Here is a 23,741-nt window from a genome sequence, read left to right on the forward strand (position 1 = left end):
AAGTAACATATAAAATTTACCGCACTCTCAGACGGGCCGCCCCACGCGCGGCGGCGGGAAGGACTTTACTGTATGATTTCTCAGAAAATGCTGGCTCTGGGCCAATCCCGTTCCTGCATCCGGGAGCTGTTTGAATACGGCATGAAGCAGGTCGCCGTTGTGGGCCGGGAAAACGTCTTTGACTTTTCCATCGGCAACCCCTCCATTCCCTCCCCGGGCGCGGTGAACGAAGCCTTTTTGAACATCGTGGGCACCGAGGACAGTCTGGATGTTCATGGCTACACCTCCGCCGCAGGCTATCCCGGCGTGCGCAAGGCCGTGGCAGATGATTTAAACGCCCGGTTTAATGCCCATCTCCGTCCCGAAAACCTGTTCTTCACCTGCGGCGCGGCCCCAGCGCTCATCGCCGTGGTGCGGGCGCTGGCGGTGAAGGGTGCGGAAATTGTGGGCGTGGCCCCCTTCTTTGCCGAATACCGTCCCTATGTGGAGAGCAACGGTGTAAAGTTTGTGGTAACGCCGCCTGACACAGAGCGTTTCCAGATTCGGCTGGATGAAATGGCGGACCTCATTAACGAGCATACGCAGGCAGTTCTTATCAACTCCCCCAACAACCCCTCCGGCATTGTCTATACCAAGGAAACTCTTGAAAAGCTGGCGGCTCTGCTGATGGAAAAGAGCCGTCAGGTGGGCCACCCCATCTATATCATTGCCGACGAGCCTTACCGGGAACTGGTGTACGACGGGGCGGAGGTAAGCTGGGTCCCCAATCTCTACCCCAATACCGTGGTATGCTACTCCTATTCCAAATCCTTGTCCCTCCCCGGCGAGCGCATCGGCTATGTCTGCGTGCCCGACAGCGCGGCAGACAGCGATTTGCTGTTCGCTGCCGTGGCGGGAGCCGCCCGGGTTCTGGGCCATGTCTGCCCCCCCTCTTTGCAGCAACGCGTTGTGGCCCGTTGCGCAGCGGAGCGGCCGGACCTTGCCGCCTACGACAAAAACCGCCGCGCCCTCTACGACGCGCTTACTTCCTTCGGCTATGATTGTCCCAAGGCCAACGGCGCGTTCTATATGTTTGTCAAGGCTCCCGGCGGCAGTTCCAAGGCGTTTTCCGACCGGGCCAAGGAGAAAAACGTTCTGGTTGTTCCCGGCGACGACTTTGGCTGCCCGGAGTATTTCCGCCTGTGCACCTGCGTGTCTTACGACACCATTCAGCGCAGCCTCCCCCTGTTTAAGGAACTGATCAAAACCTATCGCTGAACGCACAAATCGCCTTCGCTTCTGTGCTGTCCCTCAAGCACATCAGATACTATTAGGAGGCCGAACGCCATGGATTCCGGACTTAAAATCAAGCTGTATACATTCACCATTGATTGCACAAGCCCCTATGAGCTGGCAAAATTCTACGCGGAGCTGCTGGGATGGACCATCCCCTTTTACGATGAGGAATATGCCTGCCTTGGCGCTCCCGGCACGCAGCAGGGCGCATACCCGAGCATCACCTTTCAGAGGAATCCTCTTTATACGCCGCCTGTTTGGCCGGAAGCGCCGGAAGCGCAGCAGCAAATGGCGCATCTTGACTTTGCGGTCAACAATTTGGATGGGGCCGTGGCGTACGCGATCCACTGCGGGGCAACTGTCGCCGCGGCGCAGTTTTCCGATCACTGGCGGGTGATGCTGGACCCCGCCGGGCATCCGTTTTGCCTGTGCCAGATGCAGCCGCTGATGGAAATCCCTGATTTTTCCCTGCTGTAAGAGAATATCCCGGAAATTTGCGTCCGCTACTTTACCCAAACCTTAAAAAAGCAGCCGTACAGAATTATCTGTACGGCTGCTTTCCGTTGCATATGGAAAAAGCTTACTTCAGCTCGACCTTTGCGCCGGCTTCCTCCAGCTTGGCCTTCATGGCCTCGGCGTCGTCCTTGGACAAGCCTTCCTTCAGAGTGGCGGGAGCGCCCTCGACGGTCGCCTTAGCCTCGGCCAGACCCTGATCGGTGATTTCGCGGACAGCCTTAATGACCTTGATCTTGGCAGCGGCGTCAAAGCCGGTCAGGACCACGTCGAAAGAGGTCTTCTCCTCGGCGGCGGGAGCCGCAGCAGCGGCGGGAGCAGCCATAGCGGCGGCAGAAACGCCGAACTCTTCCTCCAGAGCGTGCACCAGCTCGCTCAACTCCAGAACGGTCAAAACCTTGATCTCTTCGATCATAGCGGTAACTTTCTCAGACATAATAGTAGCCTCCTAAATAAAAGTTTGGTTTAGATTTGGGTTCCGCTTATTCAGCGGCGGGAGCGGACTCCTCCGCTGCGGGAGCCTCGACAGCAGCCTCGGCGACGGGAGCGGCTTCGCCGCCCTTCTCCGCGATCTGCTTGAGGACCACGGCCAGACCCGTGATGGGGGCCAGCATGGTGCCCAGAACCTGCGCCTGCAGGATGGGCAGAGCGGGAATTGCAGCCAGAGACTGGATAGTGGCCAGATCGACCACCTTGCCGTCCATAAAGCCGCCCTTGATCTCGAACTTGCCTTCCATCTTCTTGGCGCAGTTGCTCATGATGCGGGCGGGAGCTACCACGTCTTCGGACAGTGCCAGAGAAGTGGTTCCGTTCAGCAGACCGTCCAGCTCACCATAGCCGACGTTGTTGAACGCGAAGCGCAGCATGGTGTTCTTCACAACAGCGTAATCCACGCCGTTCTCGCGGCACTCCCGGCGAAGGACAGTGTCCTCCTCGACGGTGATACCCTTGTAGTCCACCAGGACGCCTGCGGTGGCCTTCTGAACCTTTTCAGTCAGTTCCGCCACAATCGCTTGCTTTGCACTCAGGACTTTTGCGTTAGGCATTCTTGTTTCACCTCCAGAGATTTTTGCGGAATGTCTCTGCTCTTCGGCGCGGGCCATCAGGCAGAGGAATTCCGGGGGGTGCGTTCTAAAAAGGAAACCGTCCCTGTGCCCAAAAGACACAAGGACGGAATAGCTTCATCAAAAGCCGTCCTCGGCAGGATTTCCGGAGTTTCCTCCCACCTGCTGTCTTTGGAACGCACGTTGTATTATATCAAACCGTCGGAATTTGTCAAGTGGAAAATTCTCGGTCGGATATCGGTTTTTTTGATCAGACCAGCTTGGCGGCGTTCATCTTCACGCCAGGGCCCATGGTGGAAGCCACCACGCAGCTGCGGATATACTGGCCCTTGGCGGCGGCAGGCTTCGCCTTGACGATGGCGCCCATGAGGGCGTTGTAGTTCTCCGCCAGCTTCTCGGGGCCAAAAGAGGCCTTTCCGATGGGGCAGTGGATGATGTTGGTCTTGTCCAGACGATACTCGATCTTACCGGCCTTGACTTCCTTCACGGCCTTGGCCACGTCGGGAGTGACGGTGCCCGCCTTGGGGGAGGGCATCAGACCCTTGGGGCCCAGCACCTTACCCAGACGGCCCACCAGGCCCATCATGTCGGGGCTGGCGACGATCACGTCAAAGTCAAACCAATTTTCCTTCTGAATCTTCTCCACCAAATCCATGTCGCCCACATAGTCGGCGCCGGCTTCTCTGGCGGCCGCAGCCTTGTCGTCCTTCGCGAAAACCAGCACGCGGACGGTCTTTCCGGTGCCGTGGGGCAGGACGATGGCGCCGCGGACCTGCTGGTCTGCGTGCCGGGAGTCCACGCCCAGCTTTACGTGCAGCTCGACGGTTTCGTCAAACTTGGCGACGGCGCACTTGCACACCAGGCCCATGCCCTCCGCCGTCTCATAAAAGGTACCTTTATCGATCAGCTTTGCGCTGTCGGTATACTTCTTGCCTCTAAACAATGTTATTTCCTCCTCATAGTGGTTCTTCGGAATTCATCCTCCCACTGTATGCGGCCCTTGCGCCGCGCAAACGGGGACGAGTGGCAGCTCAGTCGCCCACCACGACGCCCATGGAACGGGCGGTGCCGGCGATCATGCTCATGGCGCTCTCCAGGCTGGAGGCGTTCAGATCGCGCATTTTCAGCTCTGCGATCTTCTGGATGGACGCCTTGGTAATGGTGGCCACCTTGGTCTTGTTGGGCACGCCGGAGCCGGACTCGATGTTGCATTCCTTCTTGATGAGAACCGCCGCGGGGGGGGTCTTGGTGATGAAGGAGAAGGAGCGGTCGCCGTACACCGTGATGACCACGGGGATAATCATACCCATGTCGTTCTTGGTGCGCTCGTTGAACTCCTTGGTAAACGCGGCGATGTTCACGCCGTGCTGGCCCAGCGCCGGGCCCACGGGGGGAGCGGGTGTCGCTTTGCCCGCGGGAATCTGCAGTTTTACGTATCCTGTAATTTTCTGTGCCACTTTAGTAGCACCTCCTGTTTAAAATGTGGTGGCGGCCTTCCGGCCTCCTTTGGCGGGACAACGGTCCCTCCCACTTGCAGTGGACGCGTGTCCGCTCTGTCAGTCCACGACCTCCAGCTGATCCAGTTCCAGTTCCACGGGCGTTTCCCGCCCGAACATGGAAACCATCACGCTGACGCGGTTTTTCTCGGGCTCGATCTCCTCCACCACACCGGTAAAGGTGGACAGAGGGCCGTCCACGATTTTCACATGGCTACCCACGGAATATTTCACTTCAATCTCGTGCTTCTCCATGCCCATGGACAGGGCCTCTTCCTCTGTCAGAGGAATGGGCCTGTTGCTGGCCTCGCCGACAAACCCAGTCACGCCGCGGATATTCCGCACCAAATGCCAGGTTTCGTCCGTCAAGACCATTTTAATCAGCACATAACCGGGGAACACCTTGCGCTCCACCTCTTTGGAGGCGCCGCCCTCGGTGATCTCCGTGACCGTTTCGAGAGGAATTTCGATTCTGAGAACCATATCCTCCATGTTGCGTCCGGTCACAAACTTCTCAATGCTGGTCTTTACCGCGTTTTCATAGCCGGAATAGGTATGGATTACATACCATTTCGCGCTCTCTGTCATCACTCGCCCCTTACTTCAGAAACGTGATGATGAGCTGGATGCCGTTAATGAGAAAATAGTCGGCAATCCAGATGCACGCGCCGATGAGCAGGGAGCACAGCAGCACGGTTCCCGTGTCTTTTGCCACGGTCTTGCGGTCGGTCCACACGATTTTTTTCATTTCGCTTTTCATTTCCCGAAACCAGCGGGTTCTGTCCTTTTTCTTGGCTTCTTCCGCCATGTTTACACGCCCTTTCTCGTCATTCAATCAATCACTTCGTCTCGCTGTGGAGCGTGTGCTTCTTGCAGAAGGGGCAATACTTGTTCATTTCCATCTTGTCCGGGGTGTTCTTCTTGTTCTTCATGGTGTTGTAGTTTCTCTGCTTGCACTCGTTGCATCTCATGGTCACTTTCACGCGCATTTAACGGCACCTCCTTATTATTGGCCTCTTGTCCGGCTTGAGCCGGAGAAGCCGACTGCCTCCCTGCCCTCCAAAGCGGCCTTTGTCCCGCGCGAAAGCGAAAACGCGCACGACAAATAAACCCTTTTTCACAGGTAAAGTTGATTTTAGCAGAAATAATGCCCTTAGTCAACCTGTTTTCCGAATTTTTTAGCAGGATTTTCTCCGTTTTCATGGTTTTTTCTTAAATGTGAGATATCCCTCCAGAATCAGCGCCGCCGCCACCGCGTCCACGGTCTTCTTCCGCTTTTTTGCATTCTGTCCGTTGCCCTGCAAAATCCGGTGGGCGTCGATGGTGGTCCGCCGCTCGTCCCAGAGGACGACCGGCAGTCCCACAGTCTCCCGCAGCAGCGCCGCCATGGCCTCCGCCTTTTCCGCCCTCGGCCCCAGCGTCCCGTCCATATTTTTGGGATAGCCCAAAACCAACTCCTCCACGCAGTATTCCTCCGCGAATTTTTTCACGCCTTCCGCCACCTGTTCGGGACGATAGGCGTTGATCACGGTGGTGGTCCCGGCCATAAAGCCGGTGGGGTCGGAGATGGCAATGCCCGTGTGGGCGTCTCCGTAGTCAATGGCCATAATCCGCATGGCACTTCCCTCCAAATTCAAAATAAACATCACTCGTATTGCTCCGCTTTTTTCTAAGCGGCCCCGCAGGCCGCCCATCGCAGAGCATCTTCCCTTTTTTCCGCCGAACGGCTCCACCCGCCCAGCCCTCAGTCCTCCAGCTTCTGCGCCAGCATGGGCAGCAGCCGTTCTGTGCACCGGTCCCGGAAAACTTCCGCTTCTGCGGGATCGTCAAAATCGCCGTTGGTGCGGTCCAGATAAAACGTCATCACAATTTGCCGCCCGTCCCGCACCAGCAGGACAACCTGATTCCAATTGTCCTCACTGGGCGCCGCCGCCCACGCCTCGTCCACCAGATTTGTCTCCACCGGGGCGGTCTTTCCCATCCGATAGTGACCGTCCGCCCCGTCATATATCTCCATTTTCGTCGACGCGTCAAAGGCCTGCTCCGCCGTCCAAACAAACGGAAGCCGGATGCTCACGGTGCGCAGTTCCAAAATTGAGTCCGCCTCTGCCTCATTGGCACGCTCCTTCAACTCGTCAATTTCCGCGCCCGCCGTCGTCCACTTGTGATAAAGCTCTCCGGAAACCCCGTTCTCCGCAAGCGTTCCATCGTAAAACTCCTCCAGCCGCACCACCGGGAAGTCCACCGTCTCCGGCAGGGGAATGATGTGGTATGGGGCGATCTGCAGAATCACCCGTGTAACCATCAAGGCAAGCAGCCAGCCCGCAAGCAGAATCCTCAGCACGGAAAGCACCACATACTGCCGATGGGCCCTGCGGTAATCCGCGTGATGATCCAGAAGTTCTCCCCCCGTAAGGCGCCTGCGCAGACGCCGAATATTCAGCCAGCCCCGCAAACTGTTCACCATCTCCAACAGGCCAAAAAGAACCCAGTAAATTCTGACGGGTTTCTCTCCGGTTACCAACAGCTCAAACCTTAGATCGGGCCGTCCCGTCGTAATCACATCCCAAAATACCACAGCCAGCAAGACCAGCGTCAAAAAAACGTCTCTCCGAAACCTTCCATGCAGCCGCTTCAGGGACTTTGCCTGCTCTACGGGGTCGGTGTGCAGCTCCGGCACACCCGCGTTTTCGTCGGTCTGGAAAATATAATAGCAAATGTCCTTTCGGAAGCCCTGCTCGGTATGGAGCGCCGCAAAATGCCACCCGCTGGAATCGTACAGCGCCAGCTCATCCTCCGTCAGCGCCCGACTCAAAACATCCATGCGGTAGCGGGTTTTTTGGGGCGCTCCTCGCTTGAACCAGACAGACCAGCGGGTAAAATGGTCCACAAACAGTCCTTTTTCCGCCATGTCGGAAAACCAGCTCTCGTTGCGGTCCAGATCGCAGAGGTCATCCGGCTTCCACTTGCGGACGTATCCGTCTTCCTCCTTTTCCCAAGCCTCTATTCGGTCAAGCATTTCGTGTCCTCCCTCCAGCGCGTCTGATCCTCCAGCATGGCTTGCAGCCGCTCCGTCTCCGCCCGCAGCGCCGCCCTGCCCGTCTCCGTAATGGCATAGGTCTTGCGCCGCCCGTCGTCGTCCACGATTTCGATATACCGCTCCGCCTCCATCCGGGTTAAAACGCCGTACAGCGTCCCCGGCCCCATGCGCACCCGGCCCTGAGAAGCCTTTGGCACCGAGGCCATGATCTGATAGCCGTGGCTGGGCACGGTCAGCACCAGCAAAATATAGTACATGGCTTCCGTCATCGGTCCCCCGACTGGCATAAGGCTCCCCCCTCGTTATATCGCGTCACAATATATCGTGTCACGATATATTTTCTACATCATACTCTGCGTGCTTCTTGCTGTCAATAAAATCTTTGCCGCCGTAAAATATTATAAAAATTTTGCCGCCTCTTCATGTTTTCCAGACACTATGGTTATGTAAGGCAACCGAAATCGACGATCCCACGCCACCGAGGGCATGAAAGGAGCAGAAAGAACCGCGCGGACGCAGGGAAATTTCCCTGCGTCCGCGCTATTTCATCTCTCAACTTCCGGCGGAAATCATTCCACCACAATCCCCCGCTGGTCAAACTCTTTCAAAAGCCGCTCCATGTCGGAGGGAATGGTGATCGGCTCGCCGCAGGCCTTGATGGCGTTTGCCACGTCCTTCAGGCCGTTGCCGGTGACGATGGACACCACCGTGTCGTTCTTCCCCAGCACACCCTGATCGCACAGCTTCTTCACGCCCGCCGCGCCGGTGACGCCCGCAGGCTCGCCAAACACGCCGCAGGTGCGGCCCAGCAGCTTTTGCGCCGCCATAATCTCCTCGTCGGAGACATTCACCACAATTCCGCCCGATTCCCTGATGGCCGCCAGCGCCTTGTCCGCGTTCCGGGGCACGCCCACAGCGATGGAGTCCGCCAGTGTGTTCTCCTCCATCGGCTCCCAAGGCTTATCGTCCGTAATGGCCCGATTCAGGGGGCAGCAGCCCTCTGCCTGCGCGGAAATCAGCCGGGGCAGCCGGTCGATAAACCCGATGGCGTACAGGTCCTTCAAGCCCTTCCAAACGCCCGCGATGGTGCACCCGTCGCCCACGGACAGCGCCACATACTCCTGCACCTGCCACCCAAGCCTCGCCATAATCTCCAGAGAAACCGTCTTCTTCCCCTCGGAGAGATAGGGATTGATGGCGGCGTTGCGGTTGTACCAGCCCCACTTGTCAATCGCCTGCTTTGACAGCTCGAAGGTCTCCTCATAGCTGCCCTCCACGGAGATGACGGTGGCGCCGAAGGTCATGAGCTGGGCCACCTTCCCCTTGGGCGCGCGGGAGGGGACGAAAATATAGGTTTTCAACCCCGCTGCCGCTGCGTTGCCCGCAAGGGACGAGGCCGCGTTTCCTGTGGACGAGCAGGCAATCACCTTTGCCCCGGCCTCCTTGGCCTTGGCGACCGCCATGGCTGAAGCCCGGTCCTTCAGGGAAGAGGTGGGATTCTGCCCGTCGTCCTTCACCCACAGTCTGCCAAGCCCCAGCTCTTCGGCAAGGCACGGCTCCTCGTAAAGCGGGCTGTTGCCCACCCGCAGGGGGGTGTTTTCGGTGCTTTCCTCGATGGGCAGCAGCTCGCGGTAGCGCCACATGGTCATGTCCCGCCGGTCCGCCAGCTTTTCCTTGGTCAGCTGGGTTTTGATATAGTCGTAATCGTATTCGATATCCAGAATGCCCCCGCAGTCGCAAATGGTCAGATCGGGCACGGCGGCATGAGTCTTGCCGCAGCGGGTACACTTGCCGTATTTCACATTTTTCATGGTCGGGTTCTCCTTATTAAATTATGGTCGTTCACGCGTCGTCGGACTCTTCTTCCTCCCGCAGATTCTCCAGCGCCACCCGCACGGCCTCCACCACGAAGGCGGTAAACGTACAGTCCTTTCCGCGAATCGCTTCCTCCACCTCGTCAATTACATCCGTAGGAAACCGAATAGATTTGCTGGTAGTGGACGGAATTTTCGGAATTTTAAACTTTCTCATCTCAGATACCTCGCAATACATTTTATACATCAATTGTATTGCAGATATCATTTGCATTCTGGACTGCATTTTGGGCCACAAATCGTATTGCATTTCAATATTAATAATGGTAAAATAAAGTTGAGGTGAGCGTGTATGATAACTTTTCCCGGAAGAGAAGAAGAATTTCCCAAGTATTACACAATCATTTTCAATGCAGTCACAGATGCCCTCAAAGAGCTGGACGCGGGAAATCCCGTGAAAGCCAAAGCCCTTCTCATTCAGGGCCAGCAGGAGGCAGAGGACGCATTTCTCTCCGCCTTTGAGGGGCCGGAGGACAGCTAAACGTCAGGGCGGGGCTTTCAGCCCCGCCCTGAGGCGTTTTTATCAACTTACAAAAGGGGTTATACTCCCGCTTACAGAGACTTCAAAACGCCGGTGGCCTCGTTGAACTCGTTGATCAGCGCATCCAGCTCGGTGGCCTGCTTGTGCACCGCGTCCCAAGTGCCTTCCACGTTGTACCACAGGTCGTTCAGGTCCTGCACGGTGCGGCCCTGCTGCTCCACCCAAGTGTAATACTTCAGGTTGTGGATGCGCTTGCGCTCCTCATAGGTCAGCTCCAGCAGGTTGTCGGTCTTCACGCCCAGCATGTGCAGAGCATGGTCGAGAGCGGCCTCCTTCTCGGAATATGCGCCGTGCTGCTCGTTCAGCTCCTCGATGCGGCTGCCGTACATCACGGCGGAGTCGGTGAGAACGGTGGCAACCACGTCATGCTCGGTCAGCTCGTAATACTTCGCCATCTTGATGCAGCACAGCACGTTGGCAATGCCGGAAATGCCAAGCCACGTCAGCTTCTCAATCAGGTCCGCGTCCAGCTTCAGCTCTTCTTTCAGATACTTCTTGCCGTCCTCGGTGTTGAACAGGCGCAGCAGACGCTGAGAATCCTCGTCGTCAATGGCGATGGCCATGTCGGTGTTCTTCACGTTGTGAATCCAAGGGATGTGCTTGTCACCGATGCCCTCGATCCGGTGTCCGCCGAAGCCGTTGTTCAGGATGGTGGGGCACTGAAGCGCCTCGCCCACGCCCAGCTTCAGCCGGGGATACTTGTCTTTCAGCAAATCGCCCGCGCTCATGGTGCCGGCGGAGCCGGAGGTGAAGCACGCACCCGCGAAATTGTCGCCGGGGTGCTTGATGGACTCATACAGGTCGGCCAGCGCGTTGCCGGTGACGTTGTAGTGCCACAGGGGGTTGCCCATCTCCTCAAACTGGTTGAAAACCATATACTGGGGGTCCTGCTTCAGCTCCCACGTCTTGTCGAAAATCTCCTTGACGTTGGACTCGCAGCCGGGAGTGGCGATGATTTCACCGGCGATGGTCTTCAGCCAGTCAAACCGCTCCTTGCTCATCTCGGCGGGGAGGATAGCAACGCTCTCGCAGGCCAGCAGCTTGGAGTTGAACGCGCCGCCGCGGCAGTAGTTGCCGGTGGAGGGCCAAACAGCCTTGTGATGGGTGGCGTCAAACTGGCCGGTGACAAGGCGGGGGGCAAGGCAGCCGAAGGACGCGCCCACCTTGTGGCAGCCGGTGGGGAACCACTTGCCCGCCATGGCAACGATGCGGCAGGGCACGCCGGTGAGGGAGGAGGGCAGCTCCACATAGTTGGGGGCGGCCTGGAACAGTCCGCCGCTCTCCTTGGCTTCGTTCTTCCACGTAATGCGGAACAGGTTCATGGGGTCCACGTCCCACATGCCAAGGTTCTTCAGCTTCGCCTGAATCTTCTCGGGAATCGTCTCGGGATGCTGCATCTGGGCCACGGTGGGGATAACCACGCCGTTTTCCTTTGCCTTTTCAATATTATGGGCCAGTCCCTGGGGATTCTTGCTGAAATCAATCATAGTTCTTTACCTCCTGATGTTTTTGAATCATCGATATAAGAATATAAGGTATACTTTGAGATGCCGAAGTATTTTGCCACCTTGTCGCCGGACTTGGTGACGAGAAACGCGCCGTTTTCGTTGAGAAAGCGGATGGCATTCACCTTGTCGTCCTTGGTCATCAGCGCCACCGGCTTTCCCACCAGCGCCACCGATTGGCTGATCAGCTCCTCCAAAAGGTCGTTGATGTTGACAATCCGCTCCGGCTCCGCCGGCTGCGGGCCGGGAACGTTGGTGAGAGAATGCACCGCATCCTCCACCATCAAGAGCTTTGACACGTCGAAGTTGATGGCAAGAATCGCCGCCACCTTTTTGTGGGCCCCCCGGATATAAATTGTGGAGGACTTGAGAATCTTCCCGTCCGGCGTGCGTGTCAGATAACAGTACTGGTCCTTGGGCTGGGCGTCCGACTGGACGATTTGCTCCAGCACAACATAGGACGCGCCGTCTCCCACCTTCCGTCCGGAAACGTGTCCGTTCTCAATGACAACAATGCTGTGATCCGGGTGTCGGCTCAAGTCGTGCACCACCACCTCGCAGTCGCTTCCGAACTGCGCGGCGATTCCCGCGGCGATCTGACTGAGCATTTCCAGTTTTCCGCTTTCCGTGCGCTATCCCTCCTCTGGAACCTGCCTTTTCAGGCAAAAGTCCCTGTATTAACAGACCCATCATACCATACTTTGTGCAGAAATCAACCTGTTTGCAGAAAAATTTTTAGGTTTTCTCATTTTTTGTTTGACATCTGCGTTTCTTATGCTATGATGGGGATAGAAAAAGGGACGGCACAGTCCAAATCGTGTTAATTTTTTTAATATATTTTTACAGGAGGTCGCAAAATGAATTTCGATGCAATCAAATCCGCTGCAAAGGGCTATGAAGCCGATATGACCAGATTCCTGCGGGATCTGATCGCAATTCCCAGCGAGAGCTCCAACGAAGAGGGCGTCATCCACCGCATCGCCGCAGAGATGGAGAAGGTTGGCTTTGACAAGGTGGAGATTGACGGAGAGGGCAATGTGCTGGGCTGGATGGGCAACGGCGAGAAGATCATCGCCTATGACGCACATATCGACACCGTGGGCATCGGCAACCGAGAAAACTGGAAGTTTGACCCCTACGAGGGCTATGAGAACGAAACCGAAATCGGCGGCCGAGGCGGCAGCGATCAGGAGGGCGGCATCGTCTCCTCTGTCTACGGCGCAAAGATTATGAAGGATATGAACCTGATTCCCGAAGACGTGACCGTCCTCGTCACCGGCACGGTGCAGGAAGAGGATTGCGACGGCCTTTGCTGGCAGTATATCCACAATGAGGATAAAATCACGCCCGAGTTCGTGATTTCCACCGAGCCTACCGACGGCGGCATCTATCGCGGCCACCGGGGCCGCATGGAGATTCGCGTGGACGTGCGTGGCGTAAGCTGCCACGGCTCCGCCCCCGAGCGCGGTGACAACGCCATCTTCAAAATGGCCGACATTCTTCAGGACGTCCGCTCTTTGAACGAAAACGGCGACGGCCCCTCCAACGAGATCAAGGGTCTTGTGAAGATGCTCAACCCCTCATTCAACCCCGAGCACTATGAGGACGCGCAGTTCCTTGGCCGGGGCACCGTCACCGTGTCCGAGATTTTCTTCACCTCTCCCAGCCGCTGCGCCGTGGCGGATAGCTGCGCCGTGTCTCTGGACCGCCGCATGACCGCCGGCGAGACTTGGGATTCCTGCATCAAGGAAATTGAGGACCTGCCCGCCGTGAAGAAGTACGGCAAGGACGTGAAGGTTTCCATGTATATGTACGACCGTCCCGCGTGGACCGGCCTGAAGTATGAGACGGAGTGCTACTTCCCCACCTGGATCAACAAGGAAACCGCTCCCCACATTCAGGCGCTGGTGGACGCGCACAAGGGCCTGTACGGCGACAAGCGCGTCGGCGCCCCCACCTCCTCCGAGCTTGCCCTTGAAAAGCGCAAGGCTCCCCTGATCGACAAATGGACCTTCTCCACCAACGGTGTTTCCATTCAGGGCCGGTACGGCATTCCCTGCGTGGGCTTCGGCCCCGGCGCGGAGTCTCAGGCCCACGCCCCCAACGAGGTCACATGGAAAGAGGATCTGGTCGCCTGCGCCGCCATGTACGCCGCTGTCCCCTCTCTTTATAAGGGCAAGGGCACCGAGGACGTAAGCGTTTACCGCGGCGGCAAGACCAACAACGATATTAAGTAAGAATTTTCCCTCGTATTCGCAAGATACCCTGTTTTCAATACAGGGACTGACTTTTTGATTTGAGAAGGAGTTATGGATATGTCCAAGACCATCGAACTAGCCAAGCATCTGGAGCACCTGCGCACCAACAATATGTACAAGAACGATTTTTACTGGACCTGGGACAAGACCGACGAGGAGCTGGAGGCCATCTTCACCGTGGCCGACGCGCTGCGGGACCTGCGCGAGCGGAACAAATCCACCCGCGTGTTCGACTCCGGCCTCGGCATCTCCATCTTCCGGGACAACTCCACCCGCACCCGCTTCTCCTTCGCCTCCGCCTGCAACCTGCTGGGCCTTGAGGTTCAGGATCTGGACGAGAAGACCTCCCAGATCGCCCACGGCGAAACCGTCCGCGAGACGGCAAACATGGTGTCCTTCATGGCCGACGTCATCGGCATCCGGGACGATATGTTCATCGGCGAGGGTCACAAGTATCAGAAAACCTTCATGGACGCCGTGAAGGAAGGCTATCAGGACGGGATTCTGGAGCAGCAGCCAACGCTGGTGAACCTCCAGTGCGACGTGGACCATCCCACCCAGTGCATGGCGGATATGCTGCACGTCATCCATCAGTTCGGCGGCGTGGAGAATCTCAAGGGCAAAAAAGTCGCCATGACTTGGGCCTATTCTCCCTCCTACGGCAAGCCCCTCTCCGTTCCTCAGGGTGTCATCGGCCTGTTCACCCGCTTCGGCATGGACGTGGTTTTGGCCCATCCCGAGGGCTATGACGTGATGCCCGAGGTGGAGGAGATTGCCCGCAAGAACGCATCCGCCACCGGCGGCTCCTTCCAGAAGGTCGCCTCCATGGGCGAGGCATTCAAGGGTGCGGACATCGTGTATCCCAAGTCCTGGGCCCCCTTCGCCGCCATGGAGCAGCGCACCAAGCTGTATCAGGCGGGCGACACTGCTGGCATCAGCGAGCTGGAGAAGAAGCTCCTCGCGCAGAACGCTCTCCACAAGGACTGGGCCTGCACCGAGGAAATGATGAAGAAGACCAAGGACGCCAAGGCTCTGTATCTGCACTGCCTGCCCGCCGATATCTCAGGCCTTTCCTGCCCCGAGGGCGAGGTGGACGCCTCCGTGTTCGACCGGTATTTAGTGCCCCTGTATAAGCAGGCCAGCTTCAAGCCCTATGTCATCGCCGCCATGATTATGATGAGCAAGGTGAAGGACCCCGCCTCCGCCCTGATGGCGCTGGACATGGCCGACTGCAAGCGCAAGCTGTTCTAAGACGAACTTATACCGGGTCCGGAGGACCGCCGGACCCGGTATTTCCCGCCGGAACCTTTCCGACTGTGTGGCGGCGGCTGTGCCGCCGCCACTATACTTTTATTTGAGGGGTATTTTTATGCCGAAGAAAATCGTGATTGCTCTGGGCGGAAACGCGCTGGGCAACAATTTGCCGGAGCAGATGATTGCCGTAAAGCAGACGGCAAAAGCCATTGTGGACCTGATTGAAGAGGGGCATCAGGTGGTCATCGCCCACGGCAACGGGCCTCAGGTTGGTATGATCAACGTGGCCATGACCACTCTTTCCCGTGAGGATCCCTCCCACCCCATGGCGCCCATGTCGGTGTGCACCGCCATGAGTCAGGGCTACATCGGATACGATCTTCAAAATTCCCTGCGGGAAGAGCTTTTAAACCGCGGTATGAACAAGCCCGTGGCCACCGTCCTCACGCAGGTGGAGGTCAACGGCGAGGACCCCGCCTTCCAGAAGCCCACCAAACCCATCGGCGCCTTCATGACCGAAGCCGAGGCCGAGGAAATGCGCCGCCGGGGCAACGCGGTGATGGAGGATGCGGGCCGGGGCTGGCGGCGCTGCGTGGCGTCTCCCAGACCAGTTTCCATCATTGAAATTGAGACCATCCGCGCCATGTCGGATGCGGGGCAGATCGTGGTGGCCTGCGGCGGCGGCGGCATCCCTGTCATCCGTGAGGGAAACCACCTCCGGGGCGCGGGCGCGGTCATCGACAAGGACTTTGCCTCAGAGCTGCTGGCCGAAGAACTGGACGCCGACAGCCTGATCATCCTCACCGCCGTTGAGAAGGTGGCCGTCAACTTCGGAAAGCCCGACCAGAAGTGGCTGGACTCCATGACTCCCGAGCAGGCCCGTATCTATGAGCAGGAGGGCCAGTTTGCCCCCGGCAGCATGCTTCCCAAGGTGCAGGCAGCCGCCAAATTTGCCGAATCCAAGGCAGGCCGCACCGCCCTGATTACCCTTTTGGAAAAGGCCCGGGACGGCATTTCCGGAAAGACCGGAACCGCCATCCGTCAGTGATTTTTTGTCGATTTTGCACAAAGGTCCGTGTCCGGAAGTTACCTCCTGGGCACGGGCCTTTGCCATATCATCCAGATTTTTTAGTTTACGCAAAAGCATAAGTAAAAACTTTGACAAATATCAAATTTTGGATTGAAATTTAAAAGTGAACCCTGTATGATATGATTTGTGGAAAACCATCCACACTTTGGTTTTCGAACAAAATAAGGAGGATAACAGAATGAAGAAGTTTCTTGCAATGCTGCTGTCGGCCGTCATGATGATGAGTCTGGCCGCCTGCGGCAATTCCGGCACTCCCAGCAGCTCTGGCGCTTCCCAGGGTTCCACTTCCGGCAGCGACACCTCCACCAGCGATTTCAAGGTCGGCGCGATTCTGATCGGCGACGAAAACGAGGGTTACACCTTTGCCCATATGGAGGGCATCAAGGCAGCCTGCGAAACGCTGGGCATTCCCAGTGAAAACCTGATCTTCAAATATACCGTTCCCGAGGATGAGAAGTGCTATGACGCCGCCGTCGATCTGGCGGAGCAGGGCTGCAACATCATCTTTGCAAACTCCTTTGGCCATGAAACCTATCTCATGCAGGCCGCTTCGGAATACTCCGACGTTTACTTTGCCCATGCCACCGGTACCCACGCCAGAACCGCCGGCATGTCCAACTTCGCCAACTATTTTGACAACATCTACGAGGCCCGCTATGTATCCGGCATTGTGGCTGGCATGAAGCTTAAGGAGATGATGGATGCCGGCTCCGTGACCGATCCTTACATCGGCTACGTCGGCGCATATCCCTTCGCCGAGGTGGTTTCCGGCTACACCGCGTTCTTCCTGGGCATCCGCTCCATCGTGCCCGATGCTCACATGGACGTGACCTTCACCAACTCCTGGTTTGACATCAAGGCTGAGGCCGAGGCCGCCAACGCGCTGATCAGCCGCGGCTGCGTCATCATCGGCCAGCACGCCGACTCCACCGGCGCTCCCTCCGCCGTGCAGGCCGCCCACGACAAGGGCAACACCAACGTCTATTCCGTGGGCTACAATGTGGATATGCTCTCCGTTGCTCCCGACGTGGCGCTGACCTCTCCCCAGAACAACTGGGAGGTCGCCTATGAGGAGATCATCCGCACCGCCATGGAGGGCGGCAAGCTTGAAACCGATTATTGCAACGGCTACGCTGAAGGCGGCGTGATGCTCTCCGCGCTGGGTACCGCCTGCGCCCCCGGCACGCAGGAAGCCGTTGACGCGGCCATCGCCGCCATCAAGGACGGCTCTTTGCATGTGTTTGATACCGCCAACTTCACCGTGGAAGGCAAGCCTGTCACCAATGCCTTCGCCACCGATACCGACGGCGATTTCGTTCCCGACGCGGATGAGGCCATCATCGACGGCTACTATCACGAGTCCTACTTCCAGTCCGCGCCGTCCTTCTCTCTGGCGATTGACGGAATCACCAAGCTGAACTGACGCTTCCATCTTCGGAAATTCTTCCGAATGATTTTGGAAAGCATCCGCACCCCCGCCGCGGAATTCGCGGCGGGGGTGTTGTTTTTTCCTCTGCGCACCGGACGAGGAGGAAGCACGGTGCACCGTCGCCCTTCAAAAGCAGAGCTTATATTTGGATTCTTTCCATAATTATTTTTGTTTTGCCTAAAAAAAAATATTCAATTTCCACATTTTTAGGGCGAATTTTGATTTACAAGGCATTTAAACCGTGCTATACTGATCTTGTTTTACAGGAGCCGGTCAACCCATCCGGCATCGTTCTTGCATAACGCATTTAGAGCCACTTTTGGCAGGAAAGGATGGTCTTTCTTGGAGACAACCAGCGCAGTCCTCATGAAGCAGGTTACAAAGCGCTTCGGCGAAGTCGTCGCCAACGACGGCGTGGACCTTGAGCTTCGGCGCGGAGAGATTCTCTCCCTTTTGGGAGAAAACGGCAGTGGAAAAACCACACTGATGAATATGCTCTCCGGCATCTACTTCCCCGACGGGGGCCAGATTTATGTAAATGGTCAGGCCGTGAGCATCTGCTGCCCCAGAGACGCGTTTGATCTGGGCATTGGTATGATTCATCAGCATTTCAAGCTGGTGGATGTGTTTACCGCAGCGGAGAATATTGTTCTGGGCCTCACCGGAGAGGGCAAGCTGGACCGCAAGGCCATCGCGGCGAAGGTCAAGGACATTGCGGACAAATACGGGTTTGACATCGACCCCAACCAGAAGATTTACGATATGTCCGTCTCCCAGAAGCAGACGGTGGAGATTGTAAAGGTCCTATACCGGGGCGCGGATATCTTGATTTTGGACGAACCCACCGCCGTACTTACGCCTCAGGAAACCGACAAGTTGTTTGCCGTCATGCGTAATATGAAGGCGGACGGCAAGGCGCTGGTCATCATCACCCATAAGCTCCACGAGGTGATGGACGTGTCCGACCGCGTGGCCGTGCTGCGCAAGGGCAAGTTCATCGGAGATGTGTCCACCCGCGATACGGACCCCCAGAAGCTCACCGATATGATGGTGGGCCGGGCCGTGGAGCTGAATATCGACTGCCCCAAGGCCGAAAAGACCACCGAGCGCATTGAGATTCAACACCTCACCGTAAAGGACAAGGACGGGGTCCCCCGTCTCAGCGACGTGAGCTTTACCGCCCGGGGCGGTGAAATTTTAGGCATTGCGGGCATCGCCGGTTCCGGCCAGAAGCAGCTTTTGGAGGCCATTGCCGGTCTTCAACTCTGCGAGCCGGGCAGCAGCATCCTCTATAAGGATGAGGAGTGGAATCCGAACGCCCCCACCAACGATCCTGAAAACGCCAAGCACGTTCACGAACTGATTGGCAAATCTCCGCTGGATATTATGAAAATGGGCGTGGCCCTGTCCTTTGTTCCGGAAGACCGGCTGGGCATGGGGCTTGTCGCCAACATGGATTTGACGGACAATATGCTGCTGCGCAGCTATCTCAGCGGCCGGGGCGTTTTTGCCGATCGGAAAAAGCCCAAGAAGCTGGCAGAGACAGTGGTGGATGAGCTGGAGGTTGTCACGCCCAGCGTTGCCACCCAGATTCGCAAGCTCTCCGGCGGCAATGTGCAAAAGGTTCTGGTGGGCCGGGAGATCGCCATGAACCCCACGGTGCTGATGAGCGCCTATGCCGTCCGGGGCCTTGATATCAACACCTCCTATACGATTTATAACCTTATGACCGAGCAAAAGCTCAAAGGCGTGGCCGTGATTTACGTGGGCGAGGATCTGGACGTGCTGCTGGAGCTGTGCGACCGGATTGTGGTGCTGTGCGGCGGTCAGGTCAGTGGCGTTGTCCCCCGTGAAGAAGCCACGAAAGAGGGCCTCGGTCTGCTGATGACTCAGTTCAGGAAAGAGGGTGCGGCGTCATGAGCAAGCCTGAAACAGCCTGCGGTACTTCCGCGTGCGGCACCTCCAAATGCAGCGGCAGTGAACCCCTGATCCACATTTCAAAGCGCGTGGGCATTTCCAGAGAAAAATCCTGGCTGATCCGGGGCGCCGCGCTGGCACTGGCGCTGGTGCTCTCCGGCCTGATTATTTTTTCCATCGTTCACCTCAACCCCCTGAAGGTCTACGAGGCTATGTTTCAGGGTGCCTTTGGCACCTCACGCCGCGCATGGGTCACTATCCGGGACGCGATGATGATGCTGTGCATCGCCGTGGGGCTGGCCCCGGCCTTTAAGATGCGGTTTTGGAACATCGGCGCGGAGGGACAGGTTCTGGTGGGCGGCATTGCCACCGCAGCGTGCATGATCTATCTGGGCGGCACTCTTCCCACCCCGGTTCTGCTGCTGGTCATGCTGGTGGTTTCCATGATTGCCGGCGGCGTGTGGGGTCTGATTCCCGGCGTGTTCAAGGCCCGCTGGGGCACCAATGAGACGCTGTTCACCCTGATGATGAACTATGTGGCCATTCAGCTTACCAGCTATGCCGTGTCCAAATGGGAAAATCCCGCCGGGTCCAACTCCGTGGGCGTCATCAACCAGCTTACTAAGGACGGCTGGTTTCCCAGCGTATTCGGGCAGGCATACATGCTGAATGTCATCATCGTGCTTATCATCGCCGTATTGATGTACAGCTATCTGAAATACTCCAAGCAGGGCTATGAGATCGCCGTGGTGGGCGACAGTGAGAACACCGCGCGGTATGCCGGCATCAACGTGCAGAAGGTCTATATCCGCACCATGCTTCTCTCCGGTGCGATCTGCGGCGTGGCGGGCTTTCTGGCGGTTTCCGGTTCGTCCCATACCATTTCCACCTCCACAGCGGGCGGACGGGGCTTCACCGCCATCATTGTGGCGTGGCTCTCAAAATTCAACACCTTTGTGATGATCCTCTTTTCCTTCCTTCTTCTGTTTCTGGAGAAGGGCGCCGTGGAAATTGCATCCCGGTACAACCTGAATAACTTCGTGTCGGAAATCATCACCGGCATTCTGCTGTTCTGCATTCTCGGCAGCGAGTTTTTCATCAGCTATAAAGTCAGCTTCCGCCGCAAGCCCGACGGGAGCTGCCCGGTGGGGAGGGCGGACGCATGACACAATTCATCTCTCTGTTTCAGGCGGCCATCGTCTTTGGAACGGTCATCCTGTTCGGCGCGCTGGGCGAAATCCTGACGGAGCGCTCCGGCAACCTGAATCTGGGTGTCCCCGGCATTATGTACTTAGGGGGCATCGCGGGTCTGATGGGTGCGTTTTTCTATGAGGCATCCACCACCTCCCCCTCTCCCGTTGCGGGCCTTCTGATCTCCATGCTGTGCGCCTTTTTGGTGGCGGCGGCGGGCGGGCTGATTTTCAGCTTTCTGACAATCTCGCTCCGTGCCAACCAAAACGTCACCGGCTTGACCCTGACGATTTTTGGCGGCGGCGTTGCCAACTTCTTTGGTGGCAGCCTGAATAAGCTGGCCGGTGGCGTGGGGCAGATTTCTGTGGCAGTCACCTCTTCCGCATATCGCTCCTCCACACCTCTGGCCGATTTTGGAAGCGCAGGAAAGCTGTTCTTTTCCTATGGATTCTTGGCTTATGCGGCCATTCTGATCGCCGTGGCACTTCACATTTTCATGAGCCGGTCCCGCATGGGCCTGAATCTGCGGGCCGTGGGCGAAAACCCCGGTACCGCCGACGCGGCGGGCATCAGCGTCACCCGCAATAAGTATCTGGCCACTTGCCTTGGCGCGGGCCTCTCCGGCCTTGGCGGACTGTACTATGTGATGGACTACACCAAGGGTACTTGGGCCAACGACGGTGGAATCGAATCTCTGGGCTGGCTGGCGGTGGCGCTGGTCATCTTCGCCACATGGAAGCCCATCGGCGCCATCTGGGGTTCCTATCTCTTCGGTCTGCTGTTCTGGATGTATTTCTACATTCCCGGCTTGAACCGCAGCTCTCAGGAGCTGTTCAAGATGCTGCCCTATCTGGTGACGCTGGCCGTGCTGGTGGTTGTCTCCATGCGCAACCGGAAGGAAAATCAGCCGCCCGCGTCTTTGGGCCTCCCCTATTTCCGTGAGGAACGGTAGTTAAAAACTTCCGGCAGTCAAATTTCAAGCGTTCAAAGACTTGCTTTGATGCCTTTTTTAAGGACGCTTATTTGAAAACAAGTTTATCGCCTGTTGGCGATGCAAGACAGGGCCCCGGGGAAGTAAATTCCCCGGGGCCCTGCATTTTTTCCTCCGTCCGCTCATAGAGCGCGCTCCCTATAAGTAAATACTTTTTTGAAAAAAGCGGTCTGGAGACAATCGATTTAGCCCCCGGTGGAAATCTCTTCCCATCGGAGCTTTTTACATTTTCTCCGCCTGTTCGCTCCGGCTCTCTCTCCAGTCTGCCCACTCCTTAAAAAGGCGGCGGCCATCCCTCTTCCAATCCTCCAGTAGGGACTGGGTACCGGTTTTAAACAGCACACCCACGGCAAAATTCAGCGCTGTCAACGTCTTTTTGTCCAGCACCGCCAGCGCTTTTAATACGGCAACGGCGGACTTGGGTCCCTGTGCACGCAGTTCTGCCAGCGTGTCTGCGCTGGACGCGGACAGCACCTCGAACAGCGCGTCGGAGAATCGCTCTCTCTGCTCCTGATTGAGGCCGTTTACCCACGCCTTCAGCACTCTGTCGTTTACTTCGATATCGGTCATGTCGTCCACCCGGACAAATTCTGATCCCATTACGCACCAGGAAAAGCCGTCGTGCTGCAAAATTCCTATCTGCGTGGAATCCACCACGGTCAAATCTTCTTCGTGCTCCATCAGCAGACCTACCACGGAGGACTTGGGCAGAATCGTGTGAATTCTGTCCGCGATCCGCCGGTGCTCCTCCCGGCCCGTAAGCGTGGCCCGAAAGCCGGGTCCGTCGTTGTTGTAAACAGCAAGGATCCGATTCTGAACCGTTTTTTTAGAATGTACGGCGCTGTACACCGCCAGATTTCCCCCTTTAGAGTGGCCTCCGAGGTACAGCTTCCAGCCCCAGTATTGTCTGGCGACCCTGTCCACGTAGTCTGCCGCCCGTATCTGGGCGGGAACCGCGTCTCGAAGAGCCATATCAAAGTTTTCCTTCCAGCCAACCAGCGTGTCGTCCGTTCCCCGGAAAGCAAGGTACGTCGTCCGCCCCGGAAGCTCCACAGAAATGGCGGCAAACTGCTCCCGGCGCACCTCGTCCAGATGCTCCTCGCAGCAGCTCAGAAGCAAATCCTGAAACCGGACGGAGCCGCTTAGCTTTTTCAGCATGCCCGGAATTTTCTCCGGCAGCAGCACGCTCCTCTTCAGTTCCTTTTCCCTACCCTCGGCAAAGAAACGCTCCACCGCTTCACGCAGCGGCACACCGCCCTTCTCGTCCACACCGGGGACGATTCCTTGAAAATCGGCATAGGCCAGCTCTGAAAAAATCAGGCTGTCAACCTCATTGAAGGGCGCCTGAGAAAAGGTTAAATCTCCCCGCCAGTCAAGATAGTCCATCAGATTTGCCATGGAACGCGCCTCCTCCCCTTTTCTTTTCTTTATTATATGCGAATTCCTCCGTTTGGAAAGAGAAATCTTCCGGTCTATTTCAGACAAGCCCGTCATAGGCTGTACCACACTGCGAGTGTCCGCGCAAAAGCGCGTGACTGCGGGCGGTGCAGGTTTTGCGATGGGATGCGGTCGGCGGCGCGCCGACTCTGTCCCGTCATCTTTACGGACAGAGGTGTACGGCATGGAACAAACCAGAAACGAAGTGGAGCTGTGCGGCACGGTGGCCGCCCCTCCCAGCTTTTCCCACGAAAACCACGACGTCAGCTTTTACTGCATTTCCCTGCGCGTGGAGCGTCTCTCCGGCCAGTTGGACACGCTCCCTGTGCTTGTGCGCGCGCCCTTGCCGCCTTGTCTTGCGGAGGGCGAAAACGTACATGTCCTCGGCCAGCTCCGCTCCTTCAACAATAAAAGCGGCTGCGGCAGCCGTCTGGTACTGACGGTTTATGCCGCTTCCATGGAGCCATGGGACGGCAAACCGATCAACCGCATTCTCCTAACCGGGACGTTGTGCAAGCCCCCCATCCTCCGCCGCACGCCCCTTGGCCGTAGCATCTGCGATGTGATGCTGGCCGTGGGCCGGCGATACAGCCGGGCGGACTATCTGCCCGTCATCGTCTGGGGACAGTTGGCCCAAAGCGTCAGCCGCCGAAAGGTCGGTGAGCCCTTGGGCGTGGAAGGCCGGTTCCAGAGCCGCGTCTATACAAAGGTCGTGGACGGCGTACCCCAGCAGCGTACGGCCTACGAGGTTTCCGTCATGCATTTGACCGACGAACCGGACGAGGAGCCCTGAATCTCGCCTGTGTTACATAACCGGACCGCAAAAAAAACCTAGAAAATTCGGTGTGCGGCCTTAAAATAAGCTT

26 protein-coding genes and 1 other annotated feature are annotated in these 23,741 nt (G+C 57.2%); of the genes, 11 read left to right on the forward strand and 15 right to left on the reverse strand.

What is annotated here, in order from left to right; genetic code table 11:
• The first annotated feature begins 72 nt into the window (after positions 1-72).
• Together RTK01_RS06760 and RTK01_RS06765 are read left to right on the forward strand one after the other, a co-directional pair.
• Positions 73-1,257 (forward strand): pyridoxal phosphate-dependent aminotransferase, encoded by a 1,185-nt coding sequence (locus tag RTK01_RS06760; protein ID WP_312280244.1) that lies wholly within the window; start codon positions 73-75, stop codon positions 1,255-1,257.
• Positions 1,258-1,326: 69 nt separating this feature from the next.
• Complete coding sequence (locus RTK01_RS06765; RefSeq protein WP_312280245.1) at positions 1,327-1,752, forward strand: VOC family protein; 426 nt, start codon at positions 1,327-1,329, stop codon at positions 1,750-1,752.
• Between the two features lie 103 nt (positions 1,753-1,855).
• Here the strand turns inward: RTK01_RS06765 and rplL are convergent, their stop codons facing one another.
• The 12 genes from rplL to RTK01_RS06825 form a co-directional block, all read right to left on the reverse strand.
• Positions 1,856-2,224, reverse strand: a complete 369-nt coding sequence (rplL, locus tag RTK01_RS06770; RefSeq protein WP_312280246.1) for a 50S ribosomal protein L7/L12 — start codon at positions 2,222-2,224, stop codon at positions 1,856-1,858.
• 46 nt (positions 2,225-2,270) lie between these two features.
• Positions 2,271-2,834, reverse strand: coding sequence for a 50S ribosomal protein L10 (gene rplJ / locus RTK01_RS06775; RefSeq protein ID WP_312280247.1), 564 nt, complete (start codon positions 2,832-2,834; stop codon positions 2,271-2,273).
• An 82-nt stretch (positions 2,835-2,916) separates the two neighbouring features.
• Positions 2,917-3,045, reverse strand: a sequence feature (ribosomal protein L10 leader region).
• Between the two features lie 57 nt (positions 3,046-3,102).
• Positions 3,103-3,795: a 50S ribosomal protein L1 gene (gene rplA, locus RTK01_RS06780; protein ID WP_312280248.1), complete on the reverse strand. Its 693-nt coding sequence runs from the start codon at positions 3,793-3,795 to the stop codon at positions 3,103-3,105.
• An 88-nt stretch (positions 3,796-3,883) separates the two neighbouring features.
• Positions 3,884-4,309 (reverse strand): 50S ribosomal protein L11, encoded by a 426-nt coding sequence (gene rplK / locus RTK01_RS06785; protein WP_293010403.1) that lies wholly within the window; start codon positions 4,307-4,309, stop codon positions 3,884-3,886.
• A 99-nt stretch (positions 4,310-4,408) separates the two neighbouring features.
• On the reverse strand, positions 4,409-4,936 hold the full coding sequence (gene nusG, locus RTK01_RS06790) for a transcription termination/antitermination protein NusG (protein WP_294855682.1): 528 nt from the start codon (positions 4,934-4,936) through the stop codon (positions 4,409-4,411).
• Between the two features lie 10 nt (positions 4,937-4,946).
• Positions 4,947-5,183, reverse strand: a complete 237-nt coding sequence (secE, locus tag RTK01_RS06795) for a preprotein translocase subunit SecE (protein WP_312280249.1) — start codon at positions 5,181-5,183, stop codon at positions 4,947-4,949.
• 4 nt (positions 5,184-5,187) lie between these two features.
• Positions 5,188-5,337 carry a 50S ribosomal protein L33 gene (rpmG, locus tag RTK01_RS06800; RefSeq protein ID WP_293009483.1) on the reverse strand — a complete coding sequence of 50 codons (150 nt, stop codon included), beginning with the start codon at positions 5,335-5,337 and terminating at the stop codon, positions 5,188-5,190.
• Between the two features lie 210 nt (positions 5,338-5,547).
• Positions 5,548-5,964, reverse strand: a complete 417-nt coding sequence (ruvX, locus tag RTK01_RS06805; RefSeq protein ID WP_312280267.1) for a Holliday junction resolvase RuvX — start codon at positions 5,962-5,964, stop codon at positions 5,548-5,550.
• Positions 5,965-6,092: 128 nt separating this feature from the next.
• On the reverse strand, positions 6,093-7,367 hold the full coding sequence (locus RTK01_RS06810; protein WP_312280250.1) for a DUF2812 domain-containing protein: 1,275 nt from the start codon (positions 7,365-7,367) through the stop codon (positions 6,093-6,095).
• Positions 7,352-7,675 carry a PadR family transcriptional regulator gene (locus tag RTK01_RS06815; RefSeq protein ID WP_312280251.1) on the reverse strand — a complete coding sequence of 108 codons (324 nt, stop codon included), beginning with the start codon at positions 7,673-7,675 and terminating at the stop codon, positions 7,352-7,354. The genes RTK01_RS06810 and RTK01_RS06815 overlap by 16 nt, the downstream gene beginning before the upstream one ends.
• A 282-nt stretch (positions 7,676-7,957) precedes the next feature.
• Positions 7,958-9,199: a threonine synthase gene (locus RTK01_RS06820; RefSeq protein ID WP_312280252.1), complete on the reverse strand. Its 1,242-nt coding sequence runs from the start codon at positions 9,197-9,199 to the stop codon at positions 7,958-7,960.
• Between the two features lie 31 nt (positions 9,200-9,230).
• A complete protein-coding gene (locus tag RTK01_RS06825) occupies positions 9,231-9,419 on the reverse strand; it encodes a YlcI/YnfO family protein (RefSeq protein WP_312280253.1) in 189 nt (62 codons plus the stop codon).
• 135 nt (positions 9,420-9,554) lie between these two features.
• On the opposite strand from RTK01_RS06825, the gene RTK01_RS06830 reads away from it, so the two are divergent.
• Positions 9,555-9,743, forward strand: coding sequence for a hypothetical protein (locus RTK01_RS06830; RefSeq protein WP_312280254.1), 189 nt, complete (start codon positions 9,555-9,557; stop codon positions 9,741-9,743).
• Between the two features lie 71 nt (positions 9,744-9,814).
• Here the strand turns inward: RTK01_RS06830 and RTK01_RS06835 are convergent, their stop codons facing one another.
• Both RTK01_RS06835 and RTK01_RS06840 read right to left on the reverse strand, forming a co-directional pair.
• On the reverse strand, positions 9,815-11,290 hold the full coding sequence (locus RTK01_RS06835) for a pyridoxal-5-phosphate-dependent protein subunit beta (protein ID WP_312280255.1): 1,476 nt from the start codon (positions 11,288-11,290) through the stop codon (positions 9,815-9,817).
• Complete coding sequence (locus RTK01_RS06840; protein ID WP_293007980.1) at positions 11,287-11,916, reverse strand: transcriptional regulator; 630 nt, start codon at positions 11,914-11,916, stop codon at positions 11,287-11,289. The genes RTK01_RS06835 and RTK01_RS06840 overlap by 4 nt, the downstream gene beginning before the upstream one ends.
• A 249-nt stretch (positions 11,917-12,165) precedes the next feature.
• Here RTK01_RS06840 and RTK01_RS06845 point away from each other — a divergent pair, with 249 nt between their 5' ends.
• From RTK01_RS06845 to RTK01_RS06875, 7 genes are all read left to right on the forward strand, one after another.
• Entirely contained in the window at positions 12,166-13,545 is a 1,380-nt protein-coding gene (locus RTK01_RS06845; RefSeq protein WP_312280256.1) for a YgeY family selenium metabolism-linked hydrolase, read from the forward strand.
• A gap of 78 nt (positions 13,546-13,623) precedes the next feature.
• Complete coding sequence (ygeW, locus tag RTK01_RS06850) at positions 13,624-14,817, forward strand: knotted carbamoyltransferase YgeW (RefSeq protein WP_312280257.1); 1,194 nt, start codon at positions 13,624-13,626, stop codon at positions 14,815-14,817.
• Positions 14,818-14,935: 118 nt separating this feature from the next.
• Positions 14,936-15,868 (forward strand): carbamate kinase, encoded by a 933-nt coding sequence (gene arcC / locus RTK01_RS06855; protein WP_312280258.1) that lies wholly within the window; start codon positions 14,936-14,938, stop codon positions 15,866-15,868.
• A gap of 220 nt (positions 15,869-16,088) precedes the next feature.
• Positions 16,089-17,333: a BMP family ABC transporter substrate-binding protein gene (locus tag RTK01_RS06860; RefSeq protein WP_312280259.1), complete on the forward strand. Its 1,245-nt coding sequence runs from the start codon at positions 16,089-16,091 to the stop codon at positions 17,331-17,333.
• A 348-nt stretch (positions 17,334-17,681) separates the two neighbouring features.
• The gene (locus tag RTK01_RS06865) at positions 17,682-19,259 is read left to right on the forward strand and encodes an ABC transporter ATP-binding protein (RefSeq protein ID WP_397352461.1); all 1,578 of its coding nucleotides are present in this window, start codon (positions 17,682-17,684) and stop codon (positions 19,257-19,259) included.
• Positions 19,256-20,422: an ABC transporter permease gene (locus RTK01_RS06870; protein ID WP_312280260.1), complete on the forward strand. Its 1,167-nt coding sequence runs from the start codon at positions 19,256-19,258 to the stop codon at positions 20,420-20,422. Before RTK01_RS06865 ends, RTK01_RS06870 begins: the two co-directional genes overlap by 4 nt.
• Positions 20,419-21,399, forward strand: a complete 981-nt coding sequence (locus RTK01_RS06875) for an ABC transporter permease (RefSeq protein WP_312280261.1) — start codon at positions 20,419-20,421, stop codon at positions 21,397-21,399. The genes RTK01_RS06870 and RTK01_RS06875 overlap by 4 nt, the downstream gene beginning before the upstream one ends.
• 261 nt (positions 21,400-21,660) lie before the next feature.
• On the opposite strand, the gene RTK01_RS06880 is transcribed toward RTK01_RS06875, so the two are convergent.
• Positions 21,661-22,836 carry an Mbeg1-like protein gene (locus RTK01_RS06880; protein WP_312280262.1) on the reverse strand — a complete coding sequence of 392 codons (1,176 nt, stop codon included), beginning with the start codon at positions 22,834-22,836 and terminating at the stop codon, positions 21,661-21,663.
• Positions 22,837-23,059: 223 nt separating this feature from the next.
• Between RTK01_RS06880 and RTK01_RS06885 the strand changes: the two genes are divergently transcribed.
• Entirely contained in the window at positions 23,060-23,668 is a 609-nt protein-coding gene (locus tag RTK01_RS06885) for a single-stranded DNA-binding protein (protein ID WP_312280263.1), read from the forward strand.
• Positions 23,669-23,741: the final 73 nt, after the last annotated feature.

It is taken from the genome of Oscillibacter sp. (genome assembly GCF_031978065.1).
Classification (GTDB): domain Bacteria; phylum Bacillota; class Clostridia; order Oscillospirales; family Oscillospiraceae; genus Oscillibacter.